19 protein-coding genes are annotated in these 17,071 nt (G+C 66.3%); 10 read left to right on the top strand and 9 right to left on the bottom strand.

What is annotated here, in order from left to right:
• Positions 1-99 precede the first annotated feature (99 nt).
• On the bottom strand, positions 100-1,374 hold the full coding sequence (ccmI, locus tag G0Q01_RS01915) for a c-type cytochrome biogenesis protein CcmI (RefSeq protein WP_164196509.1): 1,275 nt from the start codon (positions 1,372-1,374) through the stop codon (positions 100-102).
• Positions 1,375-1,615: 241 nt separating this feature from the next.
• Between ccmI and G0Q01_RS01910 the strand changes: the two genes are divergently transcribed.
• A complete protein-coding gene (locus G0Q01_RS01910) occupies positions 1,616-2,860 on the top strand; it encodes a sarcosine oxidase subunit beta family protein (protein WP_108965328.1) in 1,245 nt (414 codons plus the stop codon).
• Between the two features lie 32 nt (positions 2,861-2,892).
• On the opposite strand, the gene G0Q01_RS01905 is transcribed toward G0Q01_RS01910, so the two are convergent.
• Positions 2,893-3,318 (bottom strand): hypothetical protein, encoded by a 426-nt coding sequence (locus tag G0Q01_RS01905; RefSeq protein WP_164196508.1) that lies wholly within the window; start codon positions 3,316-3,318, stop codon positions 2,893-2,895.
• Between the two features lie 296 nt (positions 3,319-3,614).
• On the opposite strand from G0Q01_RS01905, the gene G0Q01_RS01900 reads away from it, so the two are divergent.
• From G0Q01_RS01900 to G0Q01_RS01860, 9 genes are all read left to right on the top strand, one after another.
• Entirely contained in the window at positions 3,615-4,010 is a 396-nt protein-coding gene (locus G0Q01_RS01900; RefSeq protein WP_108965332.1) for a hypothetical protein, read from the top strand.
• Between the two features lie 144 nt (positions 4,011-4,154).
• On the top strand, positions 4,155-4,478 hold the full coding sequence (locus G0Q01_RS01895) for a sarcosine oxidase subunit delta (protein WP_164196507.1): 324 nt from the start codon (positions 4,155-4,157) through the stop codon (positions 4,476-4,478).
• 82 nt (positions 4,479-4,560) lie between these two features.
• A complete protein-coding gene (locus tag G0Q01_RS01890; RefSeq protein ID WP_164196506.1) occupies positions 4,561-7,599 on the top strand; it encodes a sarcosine oxidase subunit alpha family protein in 3,039 nt (1,012 codons plus the stop codon).
• Positions 7,592-8,176, top strand: a complete 585-nt coding sequence (locus tag G0Q01_RS01885) for a sarcosine oxidase subunit gamma (protein WP_164196505.1) — start codon at positions 7,592-7,594, stop codon at positions 8,174-8,176. The genes G0Q01_RS01890 and G0Q01_RS01885 overlap by 8 nt, the downstream gene beginning before the upstream one ends.
• Before the next feature lie 74 nt (positions 8,177-8,250).
• Positions 8,251-8,757 (top strand): hypothetical protein, encoded by a 507-nt coding sequence (locus G0Q01_RS01880; protein WP_164196504.1) that lies wholly within the window; start codon positions 8,251-8,253, stop codon positions 8,755-8,757.
• Positions 8,758-8,846: 89 nt separating this feature from the next.
• Positions 8,847-9,446, top strand: a complete 600-nt coding sequence (locus tag G0Q01_RS01875; RefSeq protein ID WP_108965342.1) for a superoxide dismutase — start codon at positions 8,847-8,849, stop codon at positions 9,444-9,446.
• A gap of 158 nt (positions 9,447-9,604) precedes the next feature.
• On the top strand, positions 9,605-10,357 hold the full coding sequence (cobA, locus tag G0Q01_RS01870; RefSeq protein ID WP_164196503.1) for a uroporphyrinogen-III C-methyltransferase: 753 nt from the start codon (positions 9,605-9,607) through the stop codon (positions 10,355-10,357).
• A 94-nt stretch (positions 10,358-10,451) separates the two neighbouring features.
• The gene (locus G0Q01_RS01865; RefSeq protein ID WP_108965346.1) at positions 10,452-11,219 is read left to right on the top strand and encodes an SDR family NAD(P)-dependent oxidoreductase; all 768 of its coding nucleotides are present in this window, start codon (positions 10,452-10,454) and stop codon (positions 11,217-11,219) included.
• Positions 11,220-11,353: 134 nt separating this feature from the next.
• The gene (locus G0Q01_RS01860) at positions 11,354-12,373 is read left to right on the top strand and encodes an LLM class flavin-dependent oxidoreductase (RefSeq protein ID WP_164212988.1); all 1,020 of its coding nucleotides are present in this window, start codon (positions 11,354-11,356) and stop codon (positions 12,371-12,373) included.
• Between the two features lie 25 nt (positions 12,374-12,398).
• Here G0Q01_RS01860 and G0Q01_RS01855 read toward each other — a convergent pair whose 3' ends face one another.
• The 7 genes from G0Q01_RS01855 to G0Q01_RS01830 all read right to left on the bottom strand — a co-directional run bounded on the left by G0Q01_RS01855 (position 12,399) and on the right by G0Q01_RS01830 (position 16,861).
• The gene (locus tag G0Q01_RS01855) at positions 12,399-13,484 is read right to left on the bottom strand and encodes a cache domain-containing protein (RefSeq protein WP_108965351.1); all 1,086 of its coding nucleotides are present in this window, start codon (positions 13,482-13,484) and stop codon (positions 12,399-12,401) included.
• A 499-nt stretch (positions 13,485-13,983) separates the two neighbouring features.
• On the bottom strand, positions 13,984-14,781 hold the full coding sequence (locus tag G0Q01_RS01850) for a hypothetical protein (RefSeq protein WP_164212987.1): 798 nt from the start codon (positions 14,779-14,781) through the stop codon (positions 13,984-13,986).
• Positions 14,782-14,794: 13 nt separating this feature from the next.
• Positions 14,795-15,898, bottom strand: a complete 1,104-nt coding sequence (gene xerC, locus G0Q01_RS01845) for a tyrosine recombinase XerC (protein ID WP_164212986.1) — start codon at positions 15,896-15,898, stop codon at positions 14,795-14,797.
• A 1-nt stretch (position 15,899) separates the two neighbouring features.
• Positions 15,900-16,103 (bottom strand): DNA-binding protein, encoded by a 204-nt coding sequence (locus tag G0Q01_RS01840; protein WP_164212985.1) that lies wholly within the window; start codon positions 16,101-16,103, stop codon positions 15,900-15,902.
• Positions 16,100-16,288: a hypothetical protein gene (locus G0Q01_RS01835; protein ID WP_164212984.1), complete on the bottom strand. Its 189-nt coding sequence runs from the start codon at positions 16,286-16,288 to the stop codon at positions 16,100-16,102. The genes G0Q01_RS01840 and G0Q01_RS01835 overlap by 4 nt, the downstream gene beginning before the upstream one ends.
• Before the next feature lie 178 nt (positions 16,289-16,466).
• The gene (locus G0Q01_RS27025; RefSeq protein ID WP_255455524.1) at positions 16,467-16,592 is read right to left on the bottom strand and encodes a hypothetical protein; all 126 of its coding nucleotides are present in this window, start codon (positions 16,590-16,592) and stop codon (positions 16,467-16,469) included.
• The gene (locus tag G0Q01_RS01830) at positions 16,589-16,861 is read right to left on the bottom strand and encodes a DUF4031 domain-containing protein (RefSeq protein WP_164212983.1); all 273 of its coding nucleotides are present in this window, start codon (positions 16,859-16,861) and stop codon (positions 16,589-16,591) included. Before G0Q01_RS01830 ends, G0Q01_RS27025 begins: the two co-directional genes overlap by 4 nt.
• Positions 16,862-17,071 lie beyond the last annotated feature (210 nt).

Here is a 17,071-nt window from a genome sequence, read left to right as displayed (position 1 = left end):
CTGGGGTGCTGCGCTGTCCCTACCTCAGGCGTGGGTCCGAGGGAAGGGAGCGCCCCGGGACATTACCCCCTGGAAGAAAGGGCGCGCGCGCCGGGCGCGTCACTCGGTGGCAAGACCGGCGCGGGCGGCGCCGGCGCGGACGGTGTCGAGGGCCTCGGGGCGGGTGGCAAAGACCTGCTGGGCCTCGGTCCAGATCGCCGCGGCGCGGTCGGTCTGGCCGAGCACGCCAAGCGCGGTCAGCAGCCGGGCCCATTCCTCGGGGCTTCCGCCCTGGCTGGCGAGGCGCTCGGAGAGCGAGTCGACCATACCCTCGATCATCGCCTGGCGGTCGGCTTCGGACATTTCGGAGGCGGCCTGCACGTCCCCGGCGCTGGGGCCGGGCAGGGCGGGCGGGGTCTCTCCCCGGAGCGCCGCGCTGGCGACATCGGGCAAAGCGTAGTCATTGATCCCGGTGCGGAGCGCCAGCTCGGGGATCTGTGCGGCAATTGCGGGCACCCAGGGTGCGTCGGGCGGGCTGTCCCGCAGCAGCGTGTCCCAGATGCGGAAGGCGCTGTCCGGGCGCCCGGTCTGGGCCATCATCAGACCGCCGTAGTAGCGCGCGACGCCGTTGTGCGGATCGCGCTGCATCACCTCGTCGAGCACGGTCTCGGCCTCGGGCGAAACGTAACCGCCGGCGGCCAGCACGAGCATGTCGGCCAAATCGGCGTAGTCGGAGGCGCTGGCCTCTTCGCCGCGCAGCTCGATCACCCTGCGCTGCGCCGCATGGGCCGCCGGGTAATTGCCAAGCGCCGCCTCGGAGCGGGCGAGCAGCGCCTGACCCTGCAGATCGTCCGGCCGCGCGGCGACGGCCTCGCGCAGGCGGGTGACAAGCTGGGTGTATTCCTCGGGGGCGTCCTCGGGCGGCGGGCTGGCTGCGGAGGCCTCGGCCTCGGCCTGGGAGGGACGGCTGGCGCGCAGCTTCTCGGCGGCCTCGATGCGGGTGCCGAGCGACAGATCGCCGTAGCCCGGCGCGCCGAGCTGCAGGTAGAGCGCGTAGCTGCCGCCGAGCAGCGCGAGCAGCACGAGACCGGCGGCGATGCGGCGCGGGCCGGAGCGGGCGATCCCGGTGCCACGGCCGCCAGGGGCGGGCTGATGCGCGCGGCTGTCGGCGGCCAGGATGCGGCGCGAGACCTCGGTGCGCAGCCGCTCGGCCTCGGCCTCGCCGATGGTGCCGCGGGCGCGGTCGCGGTCGATCTCGGAGAGCTGGTCGCGGTAGACCTTGAGGTCGAACGCCTCGGCCCCGGCGATCTCGGCCTGGCCGCGCAGCAGCGCCAGCAGCAACGGTGCCGAGACAGCCAGAACCGCCAGCGCGGTCACGATCCAGAATGTGGTCATTAAAACTCTCCCGTTCTTGCCATTGTGTAGCCGGGCGGCGCGCGGGAAAAAAGAGGCAAGGGCCGCGGCATTTGGGCCGCTCTCGGGGCTGTGACTCCTGGGCTGGGGGAAACGGATGCGCCGGGGCGCGTCCGTTTCCTGCCGATCGGGCAGGGTGTTGGCGCCCGGGTGGTTGCAGATGGCCTCGGCTCGTGCAGGTATCGGGGAACCCGAAGGGACAACAGGGGCGGATTCGACGATCATGAAACGCTATTCGGTTTTTGCCATTGCCCGCGAGGCCATGCGATACCACACCGGCTGGGGTCGCGCCTGGCGCAAGCCGGACCCCAAGCGGCGCTACCAGGTGGTGATCGTCGGGGCGGGTGGCCACGGGCTCGCCACCGCCTACTACCTCGGCAAGAATTTCGGCATCACCGATGTGGCCATCCTCGAGAAGGGCTGGCTCGGCGGCGGCAACACCGGGCGCAACACCACGATCATCCGCTCGAACTACCTGCAGGATCCCTCGGCAGCGATCTACGAGAAGGCGCGCGCGCTCTACGAGGGGCTGAGCCAGGAGCTCAACTACAACGTCATGTTCAGCCCGCGCGGCGTGATGATGCTGGCGCAGACCGAGCACGAGCTGCGCGGCTATCAGCGCACGGTGCACGCGAACCGGCTGCAGGGGATCGAGACCGAGATGATCGGCCCGCGCGAGGTCAAGCGGCTCTGCCCGATCATGAACGTCGACGGGCCGCGCTACCCGGTGCTGGGCGCGCTGTGGCAGGCGCGCGGCGGCACCGCAAGGCACGACGCCGTGGCCTGGGGCTACGCCCGGGCCTGCTCGGACATGGGCATGGACATCGTGCAGAACTGCGAGGTCACCGCGGTGCGCTCCGAGGGCGGCAAGGTGCAGGGGGTGACCACGACCAAGGGCGAGATAGACTGCGACAAGCTCGGTATCGTGGTGGCGGGGCACTCGGGTGTCATGGCCGAGAAGGCCGGCTTTCGACTGCCCATCGAGTCGGTGGCACTGCAGGCTCTGGTCAGCGAGCCGATCAAGCCCTGCATGGACGTGGTGGTCATGGCCAACACCGTGCATGGCTACATGAGCCAGTCCGACAAGGGCGAGATGGTGATCGGCGGCGGCACAGACGGCTTCGTCAACTACACCCAGCGCGGCTCCTTCCAGCACATCGAGGAGACCGTGCGGGCGCTGACCGAGACCTTCCCGATGATCAGCCGCCTCAAGATGCTGCGGCAATGGGGCGGCATTGTCGATGTGACCGGCGACCGCTCGCCGATCCTGTCGAAGACGCCGCTCGAGAACTGCTATCTCAACTGCGGCTGGGGCACCGGTGGGTTCAAGGCGATCCCCGGCTCGGGCTGGGGCTTCGCCGAGTTGATGGCCAAGGGATATTCACCACTGACCTCCGAGTTCGGCCTCGAGCGCTTCCGCGAGGGGCGGTTCATCGACGAGAGCGTCGCGGCCGGGGTGGCGCATTGAGCGCCCGCGCGAGGGCCGCTGCCGCGCCGGGCTCAGTGCCCGGGCGTGCTGCGCGGCAAGGTGACCGGCAGCGGGCCGGCGAGTTCCATGAGGCCGGCGTGTCCGCCCTGTGCGCCGTGCCCGTCGTTGCAGGGCGGGCGCCAGCTCTGGATGAACTCCTGCGCCACGGCCTGTCGATCCTCGGGCCGCGACAGCGCCACCGCGCCGATGGCATCGAAGCCCAGCTCGTCGGCCCGCGCCCAGGGCCCGCCCGGAAGCTTGTCCCGCGCGAGCCGCGCGCCGAGCGCGCAGGTCTCGCCGACATAGAGGATCTGCGCCTGCACGGCGCGCCCCTCGGGCAGCCGCAACAGCATGTAGACCGCGCCTTCCTCCGCCAGCTCGGTGTCGCGGGTGAACAGCTCCACCGGGTATCGCCGTCCGCGATTGCTGGTCAGGGTCGTTGTCAGAAGTCTGCTCATGGGGCCTCCTCTTGCTCGGGGGTCGTCTTGTTGCCTGCGGGAGCCGCCCGCGACGCGGCGCCGGGGGATCTCCGCCGTTTCGCAAGGATAGGGCCGTTCCGGCTCCAAACAGGGATAGGCGACCACCGGGCGGTGAATTCCACGTGTAAAGCGGCGCCACGCCGGGAATTGAGGCGGGCCGCAGGGGGCTCTGCCTCATCGATAGGCGGAAAACTGAGCATGCCCCGGGGGCGCGGGAACGGGCCACGCGGCATGGACGTTCCACTTCCAGTCACGAAATGCACTGGAGAAGAGCCATGTCCGATTACACCACAGATACGCGCAATACCCGCACACCCCGCCCCGAGCCGCGCCCGGTGCACGACCACACCACAACGACCACGACGACCACGACCAAGAGCGGCGCAGGCGCCGGGATGGCCTTCATCCTCGGCATCGTCGTTGTCGTGCTGGCTGTGCTCGCCTGGGCCATGTTCGGGGGCGATGACGCCGCGACCACGACCGCACCCGCCGATGACGTCAACGTCACGATCGAGGACGGTACCGCGTCTTCCGGCACCGCAGCTCCCGTCGAGACTGCCCCGGCAGAGCAGGCTGCCCCCGTCGAGACCGCTCCGGAAGCCGCGCCCGAGGCTGCTCCCGAGGCTGCTCCGGCCACGGATGGCGCTGCCGAACAGACCGGCGGCAACTGATCCGCGCCGCGCCCCTCGGGGCGTGACGCCGCACACCCTTGGAAGGCCCGGCCCCGTTTTCGCGGCCGGGCCTTTTGCGTGCCCAGCTCTCGCGGCACAAGGTGTCGCGACCACACCCTGTCGAAATCGAAATGGAGAGGCCGCATGCTGATCCTCACCTGTCCCTGTTGCGGCCTCGAGGCTGCGGAGATCGAGCTTGCCCCGGGCGGCGAAGCGCATCTGAAGCGTTTCGGCCCGGGCAGCAGCGATGCGGAACTGGAGGGCTACCTGTTCGCTCGCCACGCGGCGAAGGGGCCGGTGCTGGAACGCTGGCGCCACGCCTATGGCTGCGGCAAGTGGTTCCTCGCGGCGCGCGACAGCGTAACCATGGAGGTCTACGGCACCTATGCTGCGCGGCTCCCCGAGCCGCCCGAGGAGGTGCTCGCCCGGATTCGGGCTCGCCACCCCGGCTGGCAGCTGCCCGCATGAGCCTTCTTCTCTTTCAAAATACGCCCGCGCCCTCCCTCTCAAAGGGATGTGACACCGGGCACACCCGCACGAGGTCCAGCAGATGAGCACCCGTCTGGCCAAGGGCGGCCGTTTTCTCGACCGCTCCCGCAAGATCCGTTTCACCTTCGACGGCGTTGCGATGAGCGGCCATCCCGGCGACACGCTCGCCTCGGCGCTGATCGCCAATGACCACCTTCTGGTGGGGCGCAGCTTCAAGTACCACCGCCCGCGCGGGGTGATCGCCTCGGGCGCGGAGGAGCCGAACGCGCTGGTCGGGCTCGGCGGGGGACCGCGCTTCGAGCCGAACCAGCGCGCGACCACCACCGAGCTCTTCGACGGGCTCACCGCTGAAAGCCAGAACCGCTGGCCGAGCCTCGAGCAGGACGTGGGCGCGGTGAACGCGGCCTTGTCGCGTTTTCTGCCGGCGGGCTTCTACTACAAGACCTTCCTTTGGCCGCGCGCCTTCTGGAAGCACCTCTACGAGCCGTTCATTCGCCGTGCGGCGGGGCTTGGCAAGGCACCGCACCCGGAGAGCCGCGATTCCGACAGCTACGAGCATTTCCATGCCCATGTCGATGTGCTGGTGGTCGGCGGCGGGGTGGCCGGGCTGCTGGCGGCGAAAGTGGCGGCCGAGAGCGGTGCGCAGGTTCTGCTGATCGAGCAGTCCGCGCATTGGGGCGGGCGGGCGCCCGTGGATGGCGGCACGATCGACGGCATGACGCCCGAAGCCTGGATCGCGCAGACATTGGCGGAACTCGACGCGCTGCCGAACCTGCGCCGCGTTGTGCGCTGCATGGGCGCGGCGGTGCAGGACCACGGTTACGTGCTTGGCTACGAGCGGCTGACCGACCACGCGCCGGGCACCATCGGGCCGCGTCACCGGCTCTGGCGGATCCGGGCAAAGCAGATCGTCGCCGCCACCGGTGCCATCGAGCGTCCGCTCAGCTTTGCCGGCAACGACGTGCCGGGGGTGATGCTGGCCTCGGCGATGCGCGATTACGTGGTCAACTACGGCGTGACGCCCGGCCAGCGGGTCGTTCTGCTGACCAACAACGACGATGGCTACCGCACGGCCCTGGTGCTCCACGAGGCGGGTGTCGAGGTGGTTCGCGTGCTCGATGCACGGCCCATGGGCGGCGGCAAGCTGATGGAGCGGGTGCGCGAGATCGGCATCCGCGTCGATCCCGGGCGTGCCATCGCCAAGGTCAGCGGCGGCAAGCGGGTGCGAACGGTGCACAGCTGCCTTGCGGACGGGATGGGCAACGTGCTCGAGGACATCCCCTGCGACGCGGTGGCCATGTCGGGCGGCTGGTCGCCGGTGGTGCATCTTTGGTCCCATTGCGGCGGCAAGCTTCGCTGGGACGAGCCGGGGGCTTTCTTCCGTCCCGATCCCGAGCGCGCGCCCACCGGCGCCGATGGCTCGCCCATGGTCGTCGTGGCGGGCTCGACCAATGGCGAGTTTCCTCTGAGGAACGTGCTTGAAGATGCCGTAAAGGCAGGGAAAAACGTCGCTCTTAAGGTTGGGTGTGAGGTTGGCCAAATAGGGGCACCGGTCGGAGAGTCTGAACCGGAGGCAGCGCTCATGCCGCTCTGGATCGTGCCCGCAAAGGCGACGCCCGACCTGCGGATGAAGGCCTTTCTGGATTACCAGAATGATGTGAAGGTTTCGGACCTCCAGCTTGCCGCCCGCGAGGGCTACGAAAGCGTCGAACACGCCAAGCGCTACACCACTCTGGGTATGGCAACGGATCAGGGTAAGCTCAGCAATATCAATGGTCTTGCGGTGCTTTCTGAGACATTGGGTGAGGCGATTCCACAGGTCGGCACCACCACCTTCAGGCCGCCCTACACGCCGATCTCTTTTGGCGCGATCACCGGCGAGGCGCGGGGCGAGCTGTTCCAGCCCCTGCGCCGCACACCGATGGATGCCTGGCACGACGCCAATGGTGCCCAATGGGAGCCCGTGGGTCACTGGCGCAGACCCTATTGCTATCGCCGTCCCGGCGAGACCACCGAGATGGCGGTGAACCGCGAGATCCTCGCCACCCGCCAGAGCCTTGGCCTGCTCGACGCCTCGACGCTGGGCAAGATCGTGGTGAAAGGGCCGGACGCAGGCAGGTTCCTCGACATGCTCTACACCAACATGATGAGCACCTTGCCGATCGGGAAGTGCCGCTACGGGCTGATGTGCAGTGAAAACGGCTTCCTGATGGACGACGGCGTCGTCGTGCGGCTCGCCGAGGACACATGGCTCTGCCACACCACCACGGGCGGGGCCGACCGGATTCATGCTCACATGGAAGATTGGCTGCAATGTGAATGGTTTGACTGGCGAGTTTACACCGCTAACGTGACCGAGCAATACGCGCAGGTCGCGGTGGTCGGCCCCGAGGCGCGCCGGCTTCTGGAAAAGCTCGGCGGGATGGACGTCTCGAAAGAAGCGCTGCCCTTCATGACCTTCGCCGAAGGCACGCTCGGCGGGTTTCCGGCGCGGGTCTACCGCATCTCCTTCTCGGGAGAGCTGAGCTACGAGGTCGCGGTGCCCGCCCATCTGGGCCGCGCCTTCTGGGGAAGGCTGCTCGAACTGGGCGCGGAATGGGATGTGACTCCCTATGGCACCGAGGCGCTTCACGTGATGCGGGCCGAGAAGGGCTTCATCATGATCGGCGACGAGACCGATGGCACGGTGATCCCGCAGGATCTGAACCTCGGCTGGGCGCTTTCGAAGAAGAAGGACGACTTCCTCGGCAAGCGCGCGCAGGAGCGGGTGCACATGGCCGATCCGAAGCGCTGGAAGCTGGTCGGCCTCGAGACGCCCGACGGCGGCGTGCTGCCAACCGGCGCGCTCGCTCTCGCGCCGGGCAAGAACGCCAACGGTCAGCGCAACACGCAGGGGCGGGTGACCTCCTCCTACTTCTCGCCCACTCTGGGTCGGGGCATCGCCATGGCGCTGGTGCTCGACGGGCCGCAGCGGATGGGCGAGGAGCTCACCTTCACCACCGACGACTACGACGCGGCCGACGAGGCGAAGACGACCTTGAAGGCCACGATCGTCGATCCGGTCTTCTACGATCCCGAGGGGGCAAGAAACGATGCCTGAATCCAGTCTTGAGCCGATGAGCCCGTTGATGGGCGCGGTCTCCCAAGGTGCGCTGACAGTGCGCGAAGAGGGGCCGACGGGGATGATCGCCCTGCGTGGCGACCTTTCCGATCCCGCCTTCACCGCGCCGGTCGAGGCGCTGGCGGGCTGCCGGATTCCGGGCGTCTGGCAATCCAGCGGCAGCGACACCCGCGGGCTGCTGTGGATGTCGCCGGACGAGCTTTTGCTGCTCATGCCCTATGGCGACGCGCGCAGCGCCGCGCCGCAGCTTCAGGCCGAGCTCGACCGGCAGACCGTGTTCGCACTGGTGCAGGACGTGTCGGACATGCGGGTGCGGCTTCGGATCGAGGGTCCGCAGATGCGCGAGGCGCTGGCGCGACTGACGCCCGCCGACGTCTCGCCCTCGGCATTGCCCGTCGGAAGCCTCCGCCGCACCCGCATCGCCCAGGTCGCGGCTGCGATCCACGTGCTCTCGGCCGAGCAGGCTGAGGTCTTCTGCTTCCGGTCCGTGGCAGACTACGCCTTCCGGCTGCTGAGCGGCGCGGCGCGAAATGCGCCTGAATTCGAATATTTCTGAGCCGCCCCGCATTGCACCCGGAGCCCGGCACCCGTAGCGTCGGCCACGGCGACGTTTCAGGAAGGGGCGAACGGATGAGAGTATTTGCGCGGTCCGTTGCCCTCTGCCTGGGCCTTGCGCTTCCGGCGGCGTCGGTGGCGGCGGACTCGGTGCCGGAGCGGCTCTTGCTGGCGGTCGAGGAACCCATAGCGGGCCAACTGGTCTCCAAGCAGTCCGTGGGCTACCTGTGCCAACTCGACGTGCCCTACAGCCAGCGCTGGGTGCCGCCGATCCTGTTCATCGCCCATGATCCCGAAACGGGGCGCGTGGTGATCTCGGATCCCATCGCGCTCTTTCACAACGCCGGGTTGCCGGTGCTTGGCAAGCGCGCCTCCGAGACCGCCGATCGGATCAGCTTTACCTGGAGTTACCCCGTCGGCGTGAACGCGCAGCAGACTCGAAAGATGCTTTATCGCGCCAGCATCGACAAGGCGAGCGGCAGGGCCACGGTCACCGCCATCCCGGCGGGATTTGATTCGGTGTTTCAGGCAGATGGCCGATGCGAGGCGCAGCCGCTCGAAGAGCTGTCCGCACAGCCCTGAGTGCAATGGTACACCATACTTCGCTTGACCTCGCCGATGGCAGGTCTAGGAATAATGGCAATCTCACCGACAGGCGAAAGGAAACGCATATGTCCTTCGAACTTCCCGATCTTCCCTATGCTCACGATGCGCTCGCGTCCAAGGGCATGTCCAAGGAAACGCTGGAGTATCACCACGACCTGCACCACAACGCCTATGTCACCACGCTGAACAAGCTGGTCGAGGGCACCGAATGGGCCGACAAGTCGCTGGAAGAGATCGTCAAAGGCACCTATGAGGCCGGCGCGGTTGCCCAGAGCGGCATCTTCAACAACGCCTCGCAGCACTGGAACCACAGCCAGTTCTGGGAAATGATGGGCCCGGGCGAGAACGCCATGCCGGGCGAGCTCGAGAAGGCGATCACCGAGTCCTTCGGCACCTTCGACAAGTTCAAGGAAGAGTTTTCGGCAGCAGGCGCCGGCCAGTTCGGTTCGGGCTGGGCCTGGCTCGTCAAGGACACCGACGGTGGTCTCAAGATCACCAAGACCGAGAACGGCGTGAACCCGCTCTGCTTCGGCCAGACCGCGCTTCTGGGCTGCGACGTGTGGGAGCACTCCTACTACATCGACTTCCGCAACAAGCGCCCGGCGTACCTGGCGAACTTCCTCGACAACCTGGTGAACTGGGAAAACGTGGCCTCGCGCCTGTGATCTCCTGACACAGCTTGAAATTTCGACGCCCCGTGCCGAAAGGTGTGGGGCGTTTTCCTTTGGCGGGGGCCGGCTGCCGGCGCAACAGGGACGTCTTGCACCGCTTCCTCCGGCGGCGTAGCACGGGGCGCACCGCTTACGCCGCATACGGAGGCCCCATGCCCGGTTTTGTCAGTTTCGTCTCCTCGGGTCCCGGGGATCCCGACCTGCTGACCGTGCGGGCGCTGAAGTGCCTTCAGAAGGCGGATGCGGTGCTCTACGACGACCTTGCCTCGGGACCGATCCTCGATCTTTGCGCCGAGGGCACCGAGATGGTGGCCGTCGGCAAGCGCGCAGGCTGCCCTTCGCCAAAACAGGAATTCGTCAGCGCGCTTCTGGTGCAGCACGCGCTGGCGGGCCAGCACGTGGTGCGGCTGAAATCCGGAGATGCGGGCATTTTCGGGCGGCTCGAGGAAGAGATCGCCGCGGTGACCGAGGCGGGGCTGCCCTTCGAGGTGGTGCCGGGTGTGACCTCGGCTTCGGCCGCGGCTGCGGCGGCCGCGATGCCGCTGACTCGCAGGCTCACAGCGCGCCGGTTGCAGTTTGTCACCGGCCATGACGTGACCGGCGCATTGCCCGAAGAGATGAACATGGCAGCGCTCGCCGATCCCGAGGCGGTGACCTGCCTCTACATGGGGCGGCGTACCTTCTCGAAGCTGGCCGAGCGCCTGATCGCCGCCGGCATGCCGCCGGAGACGCCGGCGCTGATGGCCGAGAACGTCAGCAAGGAGGGTCAGCGGATGGTCTCCTCGACTGTGGCGGATCTGGGCGAGGCGCTGCGCGAGGCGCCGAGCCGGGCGGTTGTGATGATCCTCTACGGTGCGCTCGGCACGCCGGTGCTCGACGCGGCGGAGCGCAGGCCTCCGGTCTGAGACTGCCCTGACGCAACGTTCCGTGCCGCTGCGCTGGACGCGGCGTGGTCGCTGCGGTTCAACTCCGCCCCGAGGATAAATCGGGAGGAGTTTTATGCAGATCGGTGCAACAACCGTGGCCGTGGTATCGGGCGGTGCCTCGGGCCTCGGGGCTGCGACGGCGGCGCGGCTGGCAGGCCTTGGCGCTAAGGTCACGCTGCTCGACAGGGACGCCGAGCGCGGCCCGGTCACGGCGCAGGAGATCGGCGGGCGGTTCATCGAGGCCGATGTGACCAACCCCGAAAGCATAGCCGCCGCGCTGGCCGGGGTGATGGAGGCCGAGGGCGCGCTGCACGTGGCGGTGAGCTGCGCGGGCATCGCGCCGGGCGCCAAGACCGTGTCGCGCGGGGAGCCGCATGACCCGGCGCTCTTCGCCAAGGCCATCGCCATCAACCTCACCGGAACGTTCAACCTCGCGTCGCAGGCGGCGGCGCTGATGGCCAAGAACGCGCCTCTGGATACCGATGGCAATCGCGGCGTGATCGTCAACACGGCCTCGGTCGCGGCCTATGAGGGGCAGGTGGGGCAGGTGGCCTATGCGGCCTCGAAGGGCGGCGTGGTGGGGATGACCCTGCCGATGGCGCGCGATCTGGCCGCGCTGGGAATCCGTGTCTGCGCCATCGCGCCGGGGCTATTCCTGACGCCGATGATGCAGGGGTTGCCGCAGGAGGTGCAGGACAGCCTCGGCCAGCAGGTGCCCTTCCCGGCGCGGCTCGGCAGCCCGTCGGAATACGCGGCGCTGGTGCAGCATATCGTCGAGAACCCGATGCTGAACGGCGAGGTGATCCGTCTCGACGGGGCGATCCGCATGGCCGCGCGCTGACCAAACTTGCGCGGGCGCAGAGCGTCGTCTTTGTGCAGGCGCACAGGGGAGGCGCTCCTTTGTGCGTCTGCGCAGGGTGACCCTGCGGGGAGGCGGCTCCTATATCTGGCACCAACACGACCTAGAGGTGCCGCATGACCCGCATTCCCTTCAGCCTTCTCGATCTCTCGCCGGTGCCCGAGGGCAGCACCCCGGCGCAGGCACTGGCCAATACGATCACCCTTGCGCGCCACGCCGAAGACTGGGGCTATCAGCGCTACTGGCTCGCCGAGCACCACAACATGCGCGGCATCGCCTCGGCGGCGACGGCGGTGGTGATCGGGCAGGTGGCTGCGGCGACCAAGACCATCCGCGTCGGCGCGGGCGGCATCATGCTGCCCAACCACGCGCCGCTGGTGATCGCTGAGCAGTTCGGGACGCTCGAAACGCTCTTCCCGGGGCGGATCGATTTGGGCCTTGGCCGTGCGCCGGGCTCGGATCAGGTGACCGCCATGGCGCTCCGCCGCAACATGAGCACCGCCGCGGACCGCTTCCCCGAGGACGTGATCGAGCTCTTGGGCTATTTCCAGGAAGCCGACGAGACCCAGTCGGTGATCGCCGTGCCGGGCGAGGGCACCCATGTGCCGGTCTGGATGCTGGGCTCCTCGCTCTACGGCGCGCAGCTCGCCGCGCATCTCGGGCTGCCCTATGCCTTCGCCTCGCATTTTGCCCCCGATGCGCTCGAACAGGCCATCGAGGTCTACCGGACGCGTTTCCAGCCCGGCATCACCCGAGAGCCGCGCTTCATGCTGGCCGCCAACGTCTGGGCGGCGCAGACCACCGAAGAGGCGATCCGGCTGAAGAGCTCGCAGCAGCAGGCCTTCATCAACCTGCGCACCGGGCGCCCGGGGCGGCTGCCGCGGCCGGTGGGCGACATCTCGGCGCAGACCGACCCGCGCTTCCTTGCGGCGGCGAACTCGGCGTTGAGCGTCTCGGCCGCGGGTGATCGTGACAAGGTCGGCGAGGAGCTCGAGGCGCTGATCGCGCGCTACCAGCCGGACGAGCTGATCCTCACCGGCATGATCCACGATCCTGCCGCGCGCCTGCGCAGCTTCGAGATCGCCGCCGAGGTGCTCGGACAGGAAAAAGGCGCAGCGACCGAACGCTGCGCCTGATCCCAAGCCTTGTTGTGCGCCGGGCCTAGGGCTTGGCGCGCAGCGACTGAATCTGCGTCTGCAGGCGCGCCAGCACCGCCGACAGGAGCATGCTCTCGCGGGTGCTCTGTTCTTCTCGCGGGTAGACCATCTGGCCGTCCGCCAGCGCCGTCGCGGCGCGGATGAGACGCTGGAAGGGCCGGGTGAGGTAGTGGAAGAGCACCAGCGTTGCGGCAAGCACGCTGATCCCGACCGCGGCGAGGATCATGTTGACGTTCTTCACGAATTGCGGGAAGGCCGCCCCGAAACTGTCTTCGCGGACATCGACGATCAGCGTCCAGCCGAAGCCCGGCATGGAGTTGAGCGTGAAATTGGGCAGCACCGCATAGAGGTGCCCGGCGTCGCTGCGATGCAGCCGCGTGCGGTCGGCATCGGGCCGGCCGGCAAGGATCAACCCCTCGACGCGGGCGGGTAGGTCACTGCCGGCCTCGGGCCGCGTGTCAACCAGCGTCTGCCCCTTGCGGTCGCGGATGAGCGCGCTGAGTTCGAGCTCTTGCGCCGCCTCGGCCATGTAGTCGGCGACCCAGGAAATGCGCACGCTGTAGACCGCCACAGCCTGCGTGTTGCCGAAGCTGTCCTTCACCGGCATCGACAGGTTGATGAGGCTGATCTCCTCGTTGGTGCCCTCGTTCTTGGTATAGGCCGTGCCGACGGTCTCGCCGCTGAAACCGGCGCGGAACCAGTTCCGCTGTGAGACGTCTTCGCCCATGCGTTCGCCGCGCGAGCCCGCGATGATCACCCCGTCGGGGGAGGCAAAGCCCACCCAGGCAATCTGTCCGCCGGCGCGCACCACCGCATTGGCAAAATCCTGCATCTCGGCAGGCTCGGCATAGGCGGTGCGGGAGGCGACGGCGCGCAGCGAGTCCCATTCCCGGCTGATGGCCTTGTTGAAGGTCTGCGCCAGTGCCTGGGCACCGCGCAGGCCCAACTCGCGCTGCAACTGCACTTGGTATTCCTGCGCCTGCCAGCGCACGCCGAAGATCGCCGCGGCGGTCGCCGTGATCAGAACAACGCCGAGGATCCCGAGAAAAGAGGTGTTCATCTTTGGGTGACGGTCGAGACGATCCGGCATGGGGTACCCTTTCTCACTCACGTAAACTGCTCGACGCCATAAGCTGCCGCAGGAGCCGGCCTTGGCGATCTTGGTTAACCAATCACTAGATGAGGGACGGGGAAAAACTGTGATTGAACTGTGGCGCAAATGGGTCAAATTCGCCGCGATGGTCAGGGATTGTTGATTAGAGCAGTACGAGTACCCGCGTTGTCCGCGTAATGGTCGCGGTTGAGCGTGCAGTGCTGAAAAAGATTAACGTCGTGCGGCCGCCGAGGCCGGACGGCTTGCTTGGCTTGCACCGCTTGGGCGGGGGCCTTCACGAGGTCAGGGCGATGCGAGGAAAGGGTCGCCTTAGGCGTCCTGACGAAGGATTTTGGGTGATCTGGTAGGCCCGGCAGGACTTGAATAATAAAATTATGTTACTGATTTTAAAGTAAAAATCAATCCGATCTCTGTTTGAGATCAGTCATGGTCCACTTCGGCTAGTCGTCAGCTAGCCGAGCTTCAACCCGATCCTTCACATTGGCGAGTTCTGTGCGTTCTGATTTCCGCGATCGGCTGTTCTATCTAAATCTTGGGGGTCGTAACTCAGCAATTCCATCGCCTTTAAATCAAAATGACCTCTGCGGACCACATGGTACGTAAGAAGATAGAGATGGCCGATGTCGTTCTTGCATCGAACAATTAGGTCTGAAGGAAGCGGGGCGTCCCGTCCGATGCAGGTGAACTCCAGTTGAATTTCTGCTCCGGACTCAATCAACGAGTACTGGGTGTTGTGCATCGTCTGAGGAACTGGGAGCAATTCAAATTCAACATCCAGAACGCGGGCACCAGCGTTCTTCGTTGTTAGGCTGTACTTATAGGGCCGATTTTCGGGGCCCAGCTTGCCAGCATCAAGTGAGAGCCCAGATTTGCTGGCGATGCGGATATGCAAGTTCGGCTGTAAGCGCTTCATCTCAGTGAGTTGCCGGTGTTCGGCCTGTGTGCGTTCGTGTTCCAGAACTGCACGAGACACATCGACCATCTCCTTCTGCTGGGAGACCGAGTTCGCCATTTCTGCTACTTGAAGCTGAAGCTCGTGGCCTTGTTGAAGGAACCCCAAAATAAGCCAGAAGAACGCGACGGGACTGAAGGCGCCCGCCAAGAAATCGCCGACCTCGTTCAAGCTGATCTTCTTCCATTCAAACCAGCCGAGATGGCTAAGAGCTGCGATTGTGAGTATCAGCAGTGCGAAGTAGCCAACCGTTACCAGCAGACCAACTTTGTATAGGTTACGACTTTTCTTTGCCTCAAGTTTTCCGGGCTGCGTTGTCATTTCGTTGTCCCCTTCACCACTCCATACCGGCCAATTTCGACACCGCCATTTCGCCGAGTCGCATGCGCTCGACGGTCTCTGTGTAGACCTGCGAGGTCGCTGCGTTCGCGTGTCCGTGCACTGCCATGATCTCGTATTGGGTCGCGCCGTGGAGCGCGAGAAGATGCCCTGCAGCCTTCCGAATCCCGTGCGACGATCGATCCTCTGGGAGTCCCGCCTCGATCACCCACTTTTTCATCCGGTTCCTGAGCGCCTCAGGGCTCGCGAATGGCTTGCCGTGCGCTGTCAGGAGGTAGGACGGCCCGACGACCTTCTGCACTCTGATGGCGCGCTCCAGCGGCGCTAGGATGGGCAGGCGTACGAAGCGGGACCCCTTCTTGTTCGGCTGCCAGGCAAGCCACATGGCGCCCCCGTGTCGTTCCTCCTGGTCCCTACCGATCCACACCGCGTCGCTGATCCTGCATGCAGTGAACATGAAAAGCGTCAGTGCGAGGTGCGCAGACGTGCCCGGCACGTGCGTCTCTCGAAACTTTTCGAGATCCTTGATCGTCCATGGCGTGGCGCCGCCCTGGCTCTTGTAGGCCGGCTTCGCGACGGCGCGGGCCGGGTTGACCGAGCAGTAGCCGCGAGCCGGCGACATGCCGAAGTCGTAGGTGGCGGTCAGCAGCTTCCAGACGTTGCGCGCCTTTCCGGGGGTAGCGCCCATACGGTCCTTGAAGGCCTCGAGCTCGGCGGCCGGGATCGTCAGGGGAAGGCTGCGATACTCGCGCCCGCGGGAATTCCTCTGCTCGCTCTCCTGGCCGAGGACGAAGGCGGCAAGGTTCTTGCGCTCCTTTAGGGTGAGCGGAGACGCCTGGCCAGCTTTCACCTGTCGTTCGAGGTGGTCGAGGTAGGCCTTCATCAGCCAGCCCATCGTCCCGCGCTCGGGCGACACGTCTTCGGGGGAGGCGAGCTTCACGCCAGCGCGGGCGGAGCGGTAGTGCGCGTGGAAGTCCGGGTTCTCCGGCCCGAACGGAAGCGTGATCTTCTGATTGGGATCACCCTCGACGCGGACGCGCCATGCCACGATCTTTCCGTTCTTCCGTCGCGGCACCAGTCCTGGGTATTTCAGGCGCATCTCACCAGCCTCCATTCTCAACCTCTCCCTCTGTAGCGAGGCCGTCCGCATACGAGTCAAGGTCCATGCGGTCATAGAGGCGTTTTCCGTCCAGCACCTTACGGGGAATGGGCAGGTCGCGCAGCTTCGAGAGCGACACGCCGATGTAATGCGCGGCCTGCGCGGCCGGCATCAATCGCGGCGCGAAGTCACGAGCGAGTGTCATGCGGCATCTCCTGAGTTTGCGGGTTTCACCGTTGCGTGCGCCTTCAGTGCGGTTACGTGCACCTCGGTCATGTACAAGCGGCTCCCGAGCTGCACGGCGTTGGTCTCGGTCACGGTGAGCTTTTCGCCCTCGTGCTCGATCTCGGTCCCGGGCTTTACGGCGATGATCTCTATGCCTGCAAACATGGTGCCTCCGGTTTCTTGAGGCGCGGGAACATATCCGCGCTCGTTCTGTTCATTGACTTGGACGCGGCCCGCTTCCCCGACTTCAAGGCAGCTGTGGGAGAGGGCTCTTTGGTCGGTCGCTTGCTCTTCTTCAGATGCTTCGTGTGGCCGCGTCCGCCTTGCTATGTTGGCAAGTGGCTTAGCTGGACTGATAGAACTGCTGGATGCGCCGGCGGCGCGCTCTGGCGGCGGGGAGCCTCATCAGCATGTGGCCCGGGCGGATCGCGGCGCAGATGATGACGAAGGCGGTTAGGAGGTCGGTCATGGTGGTGACCTCCGCGCCTGGCACTTCATCGCGAGCTCGCGCATGCTGACCTCGACCGCACCGGCCGCGACCGCCTTGGCGCGCAGTCCCATGCCGATGTCGAAGTGCTCGTCAGCGGTGCCGGCCATCTGCAGCCATTTCCGATTCAGGCCGATCCGGTCAGCCATGTCGAGCAGCTCGTCGGTGCTGTCCGCGATCATGTGGCTCATCTTCATGTGCCGGAAGCGGCCCATCTCGGTGCGGTACATGTCGTCGACGTAGACGGTCATGCTGCCACTCCCACGACATCTAGAGAGCGGATTTTCCGGCGGTTGTTATCCACAGGAATCTTAGCAATCTGGGGATGAGCCCTCTCGACTGAGGCAAGAAAGTGACGCAGCGTGAACGAGGTCCGTGAGTGGACTGACGAGCCCGAAGACCTCTTGGTGCAGATAGCCGGAATTTCCCCGGTTCTGAGAGGAAGGGCAAACTTTTGAAGA

This window comes from Salipiger sp. PrR007 (assembly GCF_010499845.1).
Classification (GTDB): domain Bacteria; phylum Pseudomonadota; class Alphaproteobacteria; order Rhodobacterales; family Rhodobacteraceae; genus Salipiger; species Salipiger pacificus_A.
This window is presented reverse-complemented; position numbering and strand designations above follow the sequence as displayed.

What these genes read in the sequence shown, in the direction of transcription:
- G0Q01_RS01905 (WP_164196508.1), bottom strand. Translation starts at nt 3,318, where the DNA reads ATGAGCAGACTTCTGACAACGACCCTGACCAGCAATCGCGGACGGCGA.
- G0Q01_RS01880 (WP_164196504.1), top strand. Translation starts at nt 8,251, where the DNA reads ATGAGAGTATTTGCGCGGTCCGTTGCCCTCTGCCTGGGCCTTGCGCTT.
- G0Q01_RS01875 (WP_108965342.1), top strand. Translation starts at nt 8,847, where the DNA reads ATGTCCTTCGAACTTCCCGATCTTCCCTATGCTCACGATGCGCTCGCG.
- cobA (WP_164196503.1), top strand. Translation starts at nt 9,605, where the DNA reads ATGCCCGGTTTTGTCAGTTTCGTCTCCTCGGGTCCCGGGGATCCCGAC.
- xerC (WP_164212986.1), bottom strand. Translation starts at nt 15,898, where the DNA reads ATGCGCCTGAAATACCCAGGACTGGTGCCGCGACGGAAGAACGGAAAG.
- G0Q01_RS01910 (WP_108965328.1), top strand. Translation starts at nt 1,616, where the DNA reads ATGAAACGCTATTCGGTTTTTGCCATTGCCCGCGAGGCCATGCGATAC.
- G0Q01_RS01895 (WP_164196507.1), top strand. Translation starts at nt 4,155, where the DNA reads ATGCTGATCCTCACCTGTCCCTGTTGCGGCCTCGAGGCTGCGGAGATC.
- G0Q01_RS01830 (WP_164212983.1), bottom strand. Translation starts at nt 16,861, where the DNA reads ATGACCGTCTACGTCGACGACATGTACCGCACCGAGATGGGCCGCTTC.
- G0Q01_RS01835 (WP_164212984.1), bottom strand. Translation starts at nt 16,288, where the DNA reads ATGTTTGCAGGCATAGAGATCATCGCCGTAAAGCCCGGGACCGAGATC.
- G0Q01_RS01855 (WP_108965351.1), bottom strand. Translation starts at nt 13,484, where the DNA reads ATGCCGGATCGTCTCGACCGTCACCCAAAGATGAACACCTCTTTTCTC.
- G0Q01_RS27025 (WP_255455524.1), bottom strand. Translation starts at nt 16,592, where the DNA reads ATGACCGACCTCCTAACCGCCTTCGTCATCATCTGCGCCGCGATCCGC.
- G0Q01_RS01885 (WP_164196505.1), top strand. Translation starts at nt 7,592, where the DNA reads ATGCCTGAATCCAGTCTTGAGCCGATGAGCCCGTTGATGGGCGCGGTC.
- G0Q01_RS01890 (WP_164196506.1), top strand. Translation starts at nt 4,561, where the DNA reads ATGAGCACCCGTCTGGCCAAGGGCGGCCGTTTTCTCGACCGCTCCCGC.
- ccmI (WP_164196509.1), bottom strand. Translation starts at nt 1,374, where the DNA reads ATGACCACATTCTGGATCGTGACCGCGCTGGCGGTTCTGGCTGTCTCG.
- G0Q01_RS01840 (WP_164212985.1), bottom strand. Translation starts at nt 16,103, where the DNA reads ATGACACTCGCTCGTGACTTCGCGCCGCGATTGATGCCGGCCGCGCAG.
- G0Q01_RS01865 (WP_108965346.1), top strand. Translation starts at nt 10,452, where the DNA reads ATGCAGATCGGTGCAACAACCGTGGCCGTGGTATCGGGCGGTGCCTCG.
- G0Q01_RS01860 (WP_164212988.1), top strand. Translation starts at nt 11,354, where the DNA reads ATGACCCGCATTCCCTTCAGCCTTCTCGATCTCTCGCCGGTGCCCGAG.
- G0Q01_RS01900 (WP_108965332.1), top strand. Translation starts at nt 3,615, where the DNA reads ATGTCCGATTACACCACAGATACGCGCAATACCCGCACACCCCGCCCC.
- G0Q01_RS01850 (WP_164212987.1), bottom strand. Translation starts at nt 14,781, where the DNA reads ATGACAACGCAGCCCGGAAAACTTGAGGCAAAGAAAAGTCGTAACCTA.